We start from the raw sequence: 11,370 nt of genomic DNA, 5'->3' as shown, positions 1-11,370 counted from the left end.
AGGGAAGACGCAGTAAAGGTCGCCCTGCGAAGCAGAAAGCAAGCGAAATCCGTGAGGAAGTCGCCTAAGAGCCTTTGCTTTTAGAATCCCCCACTTGAGCTAGTCGAAAGTGGTGGGAGTATGTCAAATCATTGTGTTATGAGAATTTCATTTGAGTCTGTAAAAACGGAGCTTAAGCTCCGTTTTTGCTTCTACATTACAAGCTGATGGTTTTCCTGTGAGGAATTTCACATCCATATAGACTTGAAACCGATTGCTTCCACATATTTTTTCATGGTTGAGATTTAAGCAATACCCTTATGATGTTTACAGCGTAAGCACTAAACACTTTTTATGGAGCCAAGACAGCTAGATAATCGGCTTAGCCTGGCTGAAATCCATTCATAATTGGATATCATCTAAAAGTGCAGCGCTAATTCATTATAAAAATAAATTTCTTTGAGGTAATATAAAATCAATCAAGATTATAAGTATCTCAACCTGATAGATACGACATAAAAGGATCAAAACATGCAGCAAGAAGTAATCATCGTAGGCGGTGGTATGGTCGGGCTAAGTTTAGCCTTGATGTTGGCTAAGGCAAATATTGCAGTGAAGCTGCTCGAAGCAATTAAGTACCCCAATTATGATGATGCCGATCTTGCTCCCTATCATTCGAGCTTTGATGCACGTAACAGTGCCTTGTCACGCCGTAGCGTACAAATTTATCAGGAACTGGGCTTATGGAATGCCTTGCAGGAACATGCCACGCCAATTCTGGAAGTGCATATTACCGAACAGGGCAGCTTTGGCAAGGCACGTTTAAAAGCAGAACAGGAAAAAGTCGAAAGTTTTGGTCAAGTGATTGAGAATGCCTGGCTCGGCCGTGTACTGCTAACAGAAGTACGCAAACAGCCATTGATTGAACTGATTGATGGCGTACAAGTGACCTCACTGACCCAAGATGCTGACTTTGCTTATATCGCAGCGCAACGTGGCGAAGAAACCTTAGCTTTACAATCCAGGCTGGTCATAGCTGCGGATGGCCGTGATTCATTCTGCCGTAAAGCCTTAGGCATTGGTGCATCGGTACATGACTATGATCAAGTGGCTATTGTTACGACTGTACAAACTTCAAAACCGCATAACCATGTCGGCTTTGAACGTTTTAGCCCGCTTGGACCTTTAGCGCTGTTACCATTACCGGGTGAATACCGTCGTTCAGTGGTTTGGCCGGTGCAAAAAGGTACAGAAGGCGAATGGCTGGGCGATGAAAATGACCAGCACTTCCTTAATGCTTTACAGCAAACCTATGGTGACCGTGCGGGTAAATTCCAGAAAACTGCTAAGCGTTTTAGTTACCCTTTGTCGCAAGTTTTGGCAGAAAAACAGGCTGTTGGACGTGTGGTACTGATGGGCAATGCAGCCCATACCATCCACCCGGTAGCCGGTCAGGGCTTTAACCTGTGTATGCGTGATGCTTATGTTTTGCTCCGTTATTTAATAGAACAAGTCGCAAAGCAAGCCGACTTAGGTGATGCAGCCATGCTGCAAGACTATGAAAAATCCCGTCTGACCGATCAGCAACGTGTGATCAAGTTCTGTGATTCGGTGGTGCGTGGTTTTAGCAATAACAACCCTGTTCTAAAATTCATTCGTAATACCGGCTTGGTCGCTTTTGATACCATTCCAGGGATTAAACCTCTGGTTGCCAATTATGCAATGGGGTTAAAAGCATGAGTCAAGTTCAATCTGATGTTTTAAATGTGGTCATTATAGGTGGTGGTCTGGTTGGTGGTCTGACTGCATTGCTGTTAGCTCAAGGTGGTGTGCAGGCCACGGTACTGGATGCAGCCCCCATTCTGGATGCAGAGAAAACCAAAAGTGTTGCCAACCCGCGTGTGTTGGCACTCAGCCAGGCGACCATTCATTTACTGAAAACGGCCGGTGTTTGGGATAGGCTGGCACGCCAACAGCCATACACAGGCATGCAAGTGTGGAATAAAAATGGCTATGGTGAAATTAACTTTGGGCATGCAGCAGAGCAAATGCCATCGGTTGAGCAAGCTTTGGGTTCAATGGTCGAGCCAAGTTTGTTGAACTTGGCCATTCAAGAAAAAATGCTGGAGCAGCTTCAGGATTATCGTACTCAGGTTAAGGTCACAGCTATAGAGCAGGGCGTAGCGGGAATCTGGCAGATTCATCTGGCAGACGGCACCCAATTAAAAACCAGACTGCTGATTGGCGCGGATGGTGCAAATTCCTTTGTTCGTGAACAGGCCTTTATTGATCTCGATATTCTGGATTATAAACAGGCCGGTTTGAGCTGTGCCATTCGAACTGCCCAGCCGCATCAACATGTGGCTCGTCAGATTTTTCTGGAAACTGGCCCATTGGCCTTTTTACCGATGGCCAGTTTAAAGCCGGAACAGCAAGGCTATTGGCAATCCATTGTCTGGACATTACCAGATGATTATGCAGCAGAATATGCCGCTTTAAATGATGCCGATTTTACTGCGTTGCTCACGCGTGAAAGTCATCACATGCTGGGTGAGGTTTTAGAGGCAACACCACGAGCACAGTTTCCGCTTAAAGCACGTGCCGCACAGCAGTATGTCAAAGCCGGTTTAGCCTTGATTGGAGATGCCGCACATGTGATTCATCCGCTGGCCGGTCAAGGGGTCAATATTGGCTGTCTGGACGCAGCCATTTTATGCGATGTACTGTTGCATGATTTGAAACGTGGAGTATGGGCGCATGAACAAAGCTTACAGCGCTATGAACACCGCCGTAAAGGTCAAAACGATGCCATGATGCACAGCATGTCTGCAATTGGATGGATGGAAACGACCCAACTGTTTCCCGTGGTTTGGGCACGAAATTTTGGCTTAAAACAAGTGGAGCAACATGCGGCATTAAAAGATGCCTTCATGGCTCAAGCCAACGGATTGCAGATCTTAAAAGATACACAATATGCGGTTTAAGGCTGAAAAACTGTTTTTTGTACAAATATTTATACAAGGTTACTTTTTTGGTTAAAAAAGATACGATTTTTTTTAAATTGACTCTATGCGAAACCTACAGAGATTGCTAAATTTCTTCCTAGTTCGCAATCAATTCAAATTGAAGTGATAGACGTCATTTTTGGGGAGAAAGAAAGATGACAGATATGAATGACTACGATGATGTAGAAGATACTGCAGTAGATGAAGATGAAGCAAAAGCTGCTGAAAAAGGTGCATCTGACAGTGATTCAGTTGCAACTGATGGTGATTTGGCTGAAGCTGAAACACTGACAGTGACTGCTAAACTGAAACAGCGTCAAGCACTGGAAGACGAGGTGGCTGCTTTCCTTGCGCGTGGCGGTCGTATTACTGAAGTGCCTGCAGACGAGTCAGCAAAAGATTAATTGATTCTTTTGTCGGGTTTGGCTACAGAATAAAAAGCATCACTTTTCGTGATGCTTTTTGCTTTTCAACTGACAGTTGCTCAGACCTTATTGCTAAGTTCTAAAGCGCGTTGATACGCCACTTTCTTTTTTATTCCGGTTAAATCTGCGGCCAATTGTGAAGCCGCTTTTACGGATAAATCCTGTAATAAACGGGTCAATAGCTGGTCCAGTTTTTCCTGTTCCAGATCCTTTTCTTCAGTTGCACCGCCAATGACCAGCACAATTTCACCTTTTTGCTGGTTGTGGTCAGCTTCAATAAACTGAACCAGTTCTGCCAAAGTCATCTTTTTGATGGTTTCAAAGGTTTTGGTAATTTCACGGGCAAAACCCACAGGACGATTGGCACCAAATACCTGGGCCATATCTTTGACCGACTCTAAAATACGATGTGGTGCTTCGTAAAAAATCAGGGTCTGGGTTTCATCTTTCAGTTTTTCCAGCTGGCTCAGACGTTGTGACTGGCGTGAAGGTAGGAAACCTTCGAAACTGAAGCGGTCACTCGGTAAACCGACAGAACTGAGTGCTGCAATGGCTGCACAGGCACCGGGAACAGGAATAACGCGAATATTATGTTCTTGTGCTGCACGAACCAGTTTAAACCCCGGATCGCTAATCAGCGGCGTACCTGCATCACTGATCAGTGCCATATTTTCGCCATTCAGCAAGCGCTGGATCAAGATGTTAATTTTATTGCTTTCATTATGTTCGTGACAGGCAGTCAGTGGAGTTGATATATTAAAGTGCTTTAATAATTGAGCGGAAGTACGCGTATCTTCTGCTGCGATGATACTTACAGACTTTAGAATATCAATAGCACGATAAGTAATGTCATCTAAGTGCCCAATTGGGGTCGCTACAACAAATAACTGAGCACTCATAAGGTTTCTCCAATGTTGAATAATAATAAAAAATTAATTGGCTTCATCCTGTATTGCATTTTCAATCACGCTCAAGCTGAAGTGCTGGTCATTTTACCCGAATCGGGACCTTTGGCGCGAGCCGGATTAAGTGTCAAACAGGGTTTTATGAATGCTTATCAGGCATCAGAGCTGGAAACCCCCATTAAATTTGTAAACTCGGACAAAAAACCGATTGCGCAGTTGCTTAAACAAAATGTCAATAAAAAAACCCAGATGGTGATCGGACCTTTAGCCCGTCAGGATGTGGAAGCTTTAATCAAGGCAAAGCCGAAGGTTCGAGTTCTGGCCTTAAATGATGCATCATCGCAGTTTGCCAACGTTGAACAATTTAGTTTGTCCAAGCAGGATGATGCGGTGGCACTGAATCAGGTATTGCAGAATGACAAAATCAAAGAGCTTTATGTGTTGCAGCAAAAAGATGCTGAAATTGATAATGAACTGTTTCTGATTTCTTTACTCACTCAAACAAATTACCGCCTGAATTTAATCGAAGAAGCACCCAAAAAGTTAAATAAGCATACTGGTTTATTATTATTGGGGAATAATGCCTGGCTGAATAAGCTGCCCCAGTTGCCGCATAAAAACATTTATATTTTAGCAAATGCCGTTGAACAAGGTCAGACATTGCCGGTAGGGGTAAAATTTTGTGATGCTCCGGCCTTATATGGCTCGGAATGGCCAGATGTCATCCAGGCTGTTCAAGCAAATGCCATTCCCATAGCCTATCAGCGCCTGATCGCTTTTGGTGGCGATGCCTGGCATATTGCGAGCCAGTATTTGGCTGAACCCAATTTAAAAAGTATGCAGTTTCAGGGACGTACCGGACTAGTTCAAGTCAATAACAATCAAATCCAGCGCATTCCACATTGCTTCGAAAATACTAAAAAGGGAATCCGGGCATTGTTATGACAAAGCTTGCGGCACATTTAAACTTGGGGCAATGGGCTGAACAGCAGACTTTAATATTATTGCAGGCTCAAGGCTTCCAGCTGATTGTGGCAAATTATCATTGCCGTTACGGGGAAATTGACCTGATTGTACAGCAGGCTCAGGAACTGGTTTTTGTCGAAGTCAAAGCACGTTCAGTCACCCAGTATGCCCAGTCCTTCGAAAGCATTTCTTTTTCCAAACGGCGCAAAATTATGAAATCGGCGCTGTGCTTTTTACATGCCCATCCGGAATTGCAAACCTTTTATTGTCGTTTTGATGTGATTTGTTTTGATTTTCTTCAACAATTTGCAAAAACCATACAGCAAGATTTTTCTAAATTCACTTATGATCAACAATGGATTGAAAATGCTTTTACTTTTGATGAAGAGTTTATTAATCTTTGAACAAAATCATAGCGTAAATGCTGACATAAAATAGAACTGAATAATGAGGAGTCTTGCTGAGTGTTTAACCGTATTGCAATGACGTTACTGTGTGTAGCAAGTTTATCTGGTTGTGCAAGTTTTATCTCGAGTGGCACAGGATCGGCCCCGGTAGGTACAGAAAGTGGCGCCCGTTCTCTTGGACAGGTGTTTATCGATTCCTCTATAGAACGTACCGCTAAAATCAATTTATATAAATTAGACAGTCGCTTTAAACAATCTCGTGTCAATATTGAAAGTTTTCATGGCAATGTATTGTTAACCGGTCAAGTGCCGGATGCACACTTAAAACAGTTGGCTGAAGATAATGTCCGTGCCATGAGTGATGTAAAAACCGTACATAATTACATTGCTGTGGGTAACCAGATTGGTTATAGCACTATTATGCAAGATACCACGGTAACTGCGAATACACGTGGTCTGATTATGAAAGCCGTGGTAGTGTCTGATAGCAAAGTGCGCATTCACACCGAAGATGGTGTTTTATATGTGATGGGGCGTTTAAATACTGCGGAAATTAATGATCTGAATCAGGTGCTGCAACAAGTCGGCAATGTCACCAAAATTATTACTCTGATTGACAATGTGGAACAGTCTGCTATAAGGACTTCAAGTTTTAGTAGTCCTGTCGTGAATGCACAGCCTGTCGAACAGACACCAGTGGCTATTGATCCGGATCAAGCAGAGCCCACCTATGCTCAATAAGGTTGTACAAACAGTTAGAAAGGAAATCCAGCAAAAAGTCGAAAAAGTGCAAATCCTGTACAAGGATTTTCGCCTTTACGATTTTGGTAGCTATGCCTTAAACCGTTTAACCCCGCGTAAAGGCTATACGGTAATTGAAAACATTGCTTATGGCTTGAAAGCCCGGCAACGCCTGGATATTTTTACCAGCGAAGTACCGCGTGAACAGCGTGCTTTAATTGTATTTGTGCATGGTGGGGCATGGCTGCATGGAGATAAAAAAGATTACCGCTTTGTGGGAGAGGCTTTCGCCAGAGAAGGCTATGATGTTGCGGTGATCAATTATCATCTTGCTCCCGAGCATGTATTTCCCAGTTATATTGATGATCTGAGCCTGGCATTAAACTATTTGACTCAGCATCAGTCCAGATACAATATTCAGACGGAAAAACTGGTATTGATGGGCCATTCAGCCGGTGCATTTAATGTCATGTCGGCACTCTATCATCCGACACCTTACCCTTTGCAATGCCGCAGCCAGATTCGAGCCATTATTGGTTTGTCTGGCCCTTATCATTTTGATTATAAAGATGATCCGATCTGTGCAGATGCCTTTGATCAAAGCGTACCTTATCAACAGGTGATGCCTTATTATTTTGTTGAAACCAATACCGTGCGACATTACCTGTTTTTAGCGGCAAATGATCAGGTGGTCGGTCATAATAATTCCGAAGATCTACATCGTATTCTGCAGGAAAAGGGTAATCATAGCCAGATGATTACCATCCCGGGTACTGGACATGTGTCCATTATGGGTTCTGTTTCCAGTTTGTTCAGTCGCTATTTCCAGACCAAGAAACAAATTTTGGCGGTTCTGGATGAAGCTTTAAAACCCTAGTTTATAGCCATTCACGGGTATCATCTGCTACGGGATGACCTTCGGTAATATGTTTAATCATGGCGTAGGCAATACTGCCTTTAAATGGAATTTCAGGCAGTTGATCCATTTTAAAGAATTGCGCGTCGCTAATTTCTTCTTCTTGCAGCTTGATTTCTCCAGAAGCATATTCAGCACGGAAGGCGAGCATCAAGTTACTCGGGAAAGGCCAGGGCTGGCTGGCAAGATACTGAATATTTTTTACTTTTAATCCCACTTCCTCAAAAGTTTCACGGCGTACAGCTTCTTCCAGCGTTTCTCCTACCTCAACAAAACCGGCAATCAGACCGTACATATTACTTTTGTTGTTGGCATTTTTAGCCAGCAAAATTTCATCTTGACCACGGGTAATGATGGTGATGACGCAGGGCTGTACCCGCGGATATTGATGATAACCACATGCTGGGCAAACCATGGCATATTCAGTCGCATGGGCTTCAGTTGGATGTCCACAATGACTACAGAACTTGTGGTTGCGGCGCCATTCTAACAGCTGGATGGCACGACTGGCGGCTTCAAACTGTTGGGTATCCCACAAGGTTAACAATTGACGGATAGGAACCAGTTGCAAGCCTGCTGGAATAGGCTCATTTTCGAGAAGGTCACGGGCAATCACCTGATCACCCGTGTTGAAGTGAAGGTCACTTGCTAAACGTTCTACCCGAGGGAGTTGAAAGTTTTCATCGACTAGAAGTTGATGTTGATGGAAGATATAAGCAAGTGACAATTCAGACATTAGGCAACAGTTTTCAGTTTTTCGCTACTTTGCAATGCTACATCAAACATGGACTGGAGGACAGGCTGTTTCGATTTTAAATTGTCGATCAGCATGTCGGCACTGGCTAAAGTATCGAGGGTGTGGTTGATTTGTTCAGCAGTGATCGTTGCAGAATTTTCAATTTGCTGTTGAATAAAGGTCGCAGCTGTATTCAATGAAGTTCGACCTGATTCGGCATTTAAGAACAGCAGGGCACCACCAATTTCACGCAATTGGGTTGGAATATTCTCAAGCGCAGCCAGATTTTGATCTTGCAGGTACTGCATCAAGATTTGGCTGGAAAGCTCAATCACGGCTCTAGTTTCGTTCAGTAAAGCCTCATGTGCTTCATCTAAACGGTCTAAAGAAATGTTCATATTATTTACACGAAGTTGTAAACGGCTTGAGGTGTAATGGCGTTCAAGGACTCCAATCGAGTTCATTGCTGACAAAATGCAATTCATCAACTGCTGTGCAAAATTTTCATCTTTTAAGATATCACCTTGGCTAAGTGATGCAGCCTGACGCGATAAATCGTTATATGCTTCATTTAGGTTCAATACTTTAAAGATATTGGCAAGATTGAGTAATTGAGCTTGCAGTTGCTGCGTTTTCTCAGCGGTCATGTTTTGATAGTTGAATTCGATATCATTACGAATTTGCGCCATTTCTGTGGTCACAAGTTCACTAATGGTATGCATGGTATCAAAATCAGGACCATAAAGATGGCGGCTAAATACCTGCAATTGGGTATCGGTCAAATGATCTTCACCAATGTTTAGCTGGCTACGGATATGTTGAGCCGTCTCATCTTCCTGACTAATACACAAGCTTAAGATGTTGGCTAGATCAGACAGACTTGGCTTGAAGCGATCTGGAGCACTAAAATATTGTGCCATATTGCGTTCAATACCGATCAGGGTGCGTAAACGTGCATCATTGATCAATAAATGGTTCACCTGATTAAATGCCACATGCACCAGATTCCAGTATTGTTTGCTTGGCGTATTTTCTGCCAGACCTGCCAAATAGGCACCGACCAGTTTGATCGCCTGCAGGTCAAATTCAGTTTCTTCCTGTTTCAGCAGCTTGTTTAAAGACAGTTTGTACAGGCGATGTACATATTGTGACTTTTCCAGACTTGGTGCTTGAGGCAGCTTAAAATCAGGAGTAATACAGTCCAGTAATGGCTCGATATACTGACCTTCATGGCTAATCGGTTTACCCAGCACAATTTCCAGACGATTCAGGGTTTCGAGCAGGAATTGTGGAATTTTAACTTCGCGTAAGCAAATAAATTCGATGTAACGTTTCAACATGGTGGTGCCTTCACTTAGGGCCACCACTTCCTGAGTATTAATTTGCGCAGGATTCTGCATAATCTTGCGCATTAACTCTGCTGAGTACTGGGCAATTTTAGCCAGACTTTGCATATCAATGAGCGCAAGCACCTGGGCACATTGTTCAAACTGATTTAGTGCATCGTCAATACCAAAGGGTAAAGTGTGGTCTTCTGCCAAAGAACTCACCGCTGATTCAACTAATTTAATGGAGTTATCAACCTCATTTTTTATTATCAGCAATGCAGTCGGGTCAAAATGAATAGAGGTTTGGTAAGAAGACATGGATCTGCACCTTTCCTAGTGTTTTATCTGTTTATGAGTAGCCCGTTCAAGGCCAAACTTCTTTACGTTTAACTATAACGTAACTGTTAAACGTTTAAATACAAAAAACCACTAGAAATGTAGATTTTATTTTGCAAAAAGACAAGCTGTTCCATGTTTTTCTTCAAATTGTTTGACCCAATTCTCATGTTCTGCTAATTCTTCGGCTGAAGGTAAAATCACAGGCAGCTCTATTTGTACAGTGGAGCGGGCTGCTTGACTCTGTTGTTGCTCGGCTTCGGTCAGGGTATCCATATCGAAAGACACCTGACCGCCGGTCATGGCTAGGTAGACATCAGCCAGAATTTCGGCATCGAGTAAGGCACCGTGGAAAGTACGGTCACGCTGCGGAATTTCATAACGGCGCACCAAAGCATCGAGAGAGTTCTTTTGTCCCGGGTGCTTGTTCTTGGCCATGGCCAAGGTATCGGTCACTTCACAGACTTCCGATAAGGTCACAAAGCCTGCACGTTTGAACTCCATATCGAGGAAGTTCATATCGAAGGTGGCATTATGCGCAATAATTTCTGCACCTTTTAGGTAGTCAAACAGCACATCGGCAATTTCTGCATAAAGCGGTTTGTCTTTCAGAAACTCATCTGAAATACCGTGAATATTTTCAGATTCACCCACCGGTTTTTGCGGGTTGATATAAATATGAATCGAACTGCCAGTCAGTTTGCGGTTGACCATTTCAATCGCGCCCACCTCAATAATCCGGTCCGTGTCCTGAAAATAGAAACCGGTGGTTTCGGTATCCAGAATTAGCTGGCGAGGACCATGAACTTCTTTGCTTCGTGGCGTAATCATGATATGCGGGTGCAGGGGTTTATCCGAAGCAGTCGTAATGTTAGGTACAATCGTGTCCAGATCTTCACTTTGTTCCTGCATACTATTTGCCTGATCGGTTTCTTGTTCTGTGTTTTCTAACAATGTGCTTTCTAAGACTTCACTTTCTGAAGGCTCATTTACTAAAGACTCATTGTCTAAAATTTCATTGTCATCTTGCAGCTCGGCTTCCATCAGGTCGAAACCAAAGGGGTCATCTAACAACCAGTCTTTTTCAGCTTTTTTTTTATCCAGCATGTCGGCTTGTTCTAAAACAGTTTCGGCAGATGATAATAGATTTTTCATGGCTTTTAAGGTTTGATCGGCGCCCCGATTGGCCAGTTGATCGGCCATCTCATTACCCGGATGTCCGGCATGACCTTTGATCCAGTTCCATTCAATGTCACGACCCTGACAAGTCGCATCCAGTAATTTCCACAGGTCCGGATTTTTGACATCTTTCCAGTTTTTCTTTTTCCAGCCATGAATCCATTCGGTAATGCCTTGTTTAACATATTTGGAATCGGTCCAGATGATCAGTTTGGCATCGTGTGGACAAAACTGAATACCTTCAATTGCCGCGGTGAGTTCCATGCGGTTATTGGTGGTTTCCGCTTCTCCGCCACACAGTTTATGCTTTTCCGATTCTGTAATGATATATGCACCCCAACCGCCTAAACCAGGATTGCCGCGACACGCGCCATCGACATAGAGAGTGATTGTTTGAGTCATATAAACCAAATCCGAACGCTAAAATGAGAGTCAAATAAACCAAGT

The 11,370-nt window shown here is 43.4% G+C and carries 11 protein-coding genes; 7 read left to right on the top strand and 4 right to left on the bottom strand.

Features of this window, described 5'->3' with window-relative positions; translation table 11 throughout:
- The first annotated feature begins 510 nt into the window (after positions 1-510).
- From ubiH to FTT87_RS05935, 3 genes are all read left to right on the top strand, one after another.
- A complete protein-coding gene (gene ubiH, locus FTT87_RS05945; protein ID WP_086194936.1) occupies positions 511-1,719 on the top strand; it encodes a 2-octaprenyl-6-methoxyphenyl hydroxylase in 1,209 nt (402 codons plus the stop codon).
- Entirely contained in the window at positions 1,716-2,963 is a 1,248-nt protein-coding gene (locus FTT87_RS05940; RefSeq protein ID WP_086194937.1) for an FAD-dependent monooxygenase, read from the top strand. The genes ubiH and FTT87_RS05940 overlap by 4 nt, the downstream gene beginning before the upstream one ends.
- A 176-nt stretch (positions 2,964-3,139) precedes the next feature.
- Positions 3,140-3,388: a hypothetical protein gene (locus tag FTT87_RS05935; protein ID WP_180042739.1), complete on the top strand. Its 249-nt coding sequence runs from the start codon at positions 3,140-3,142 to the stop codon at positions 3,386-3,388.
- A gap of 80 nt (positions 3,389-3,468) precedes the next feature.
- Here FTT87_RS05935 and rsmI read toward each other — a convergent pair whose 3' ends face one another.
- Entirely contained in the window at positions 3,469-4,308 is an 840-nt protein-coding gene (gene rsmI, locus FTT87_RS05930) for a 16S rRNA (cytidine(1402)-2'-O)-methyltransferase (RefSeq protein ID WP_086194939.1), read from the bottom strand.
- A gap of 12 nt (positions 4,309-4,320) precedes the next feature.
- Here rsmI and FTT87_RS05925 point away from each other — a divergent pair, with 12 nt between their 5' ends.
- From FTT87_RS05925 to FTT87_RS05910, 4 genes are read left to right on the top strand one after another with little or no spacing between them, the layout of a single operon-like run.
- Positions 4,321-5,259 (top strand): penicillin-binding protein activator, encoded by a 939-nt coding sequence (locus tag FTT87_RS05925; protein ID WP_180042738.1) that lies wholly within the window; start codon positions 4,321-4,323, stop codon positions 5,257-5,259.
- The gene (locus FTT87_RS05920) at positions 5,256-5,684 is read left to right on the top strand and encodes a YraN family protein (RefSeq protein ID WP_086194941.1); all 429 of its coding nucleotides are present in this window, start codon (positions 5,256-5,258) and stop codon (positions 5,682-5,684) included. Before FTT87_RS05925 ends, FTT87_RS05920 begins: the two co-directional genes overlap by 4 nt.
- 60 nt (positions 5,685-5,744) lie before the next feature.
- Complete coding sequence (locus tag FTT87_RS05915) at positions 5,745-6,428, top strand: BON domain-containing protein (protein ID WP_166170967.1); 684 nt, start codon at positions 5,745-5,747, stop codon at positions 6,426-6,428.
- Positions 6,418-7,305 (top strand): alpha/beta hydrolase, encoded by an 888-nt coding sequence (locus FTT87_RS05910; protein WP_086194943.1) that lies wholly within the window; start codon positions 6,418-6,420, stop codon positions 7,303-7,305. The genes FTT87_RS05915 and FTT87_RS05910 overlap by 11 nt, the downstream gene beginning before the upstream one ends.
- 1 nt (position 7,306) lies before the next feature.
- On the opposite strand, the gene nudC is transcribed toward FTT87_RS05910, so the two are convergent.
- The 3 genes from nudC to dnaQ form a co-directional block, all read right to left on the bottom strand.
- Positions 7,307-8,080: an NAD(+) diphosphatase gene (gene nudC / locus FTT87_RS05905; protein ID WP_180042737.1), complete on the bottom strand. Its 774-nt coding sequence runs from the start codon at positions 8,078-8,080 to the stop codon at positions 7,307-7,309.
- The gene (locus tag FTT87_RS05900; protein WP_180042736.1) at positions 8,080-9,726 is read right to left on the bottom strand and encodes a chemotaxis protein; all 1,647 of its coding nucleotides are present in this window, start codon (positions 9,724-9,726) and stop codon (positions 8,080-8,082) included. The genes nudC and FTT87_RS05900 overlap by 1 nt, the downstream gene beginning before the upstream one ends.
- 126 nt (positions 9,727-9,852) lie before the next feature.
- Entirely contained in the window at positions 9,853-11,325 is a 1,473-nt protein-coding gene (gene dnaQ / locus FTT87_RS05895; protein ID WP_180081400.1) for a DNA polymerase III subunit epsilon, read from the bottom strand.
- Between the last annotated feature and the right edge of the window lie 45 nt (positions 11,326-11,370).

Origin of the sequence: Acinetobacter sp. YH01022 (assembly GCF_013420235.1) — a bacterium.
Classification (GTDB): Bacteria; Pseudomonadota; Gammaproteobacteria; order Pseudomonadales; family Moraxellaceae; genus Acinetobacter.
The sequence above is the reverse complement of the archived record's forward strand: the minus strand, read 5'-3'. Positions and strand labels throughout refer to the sequence as shown.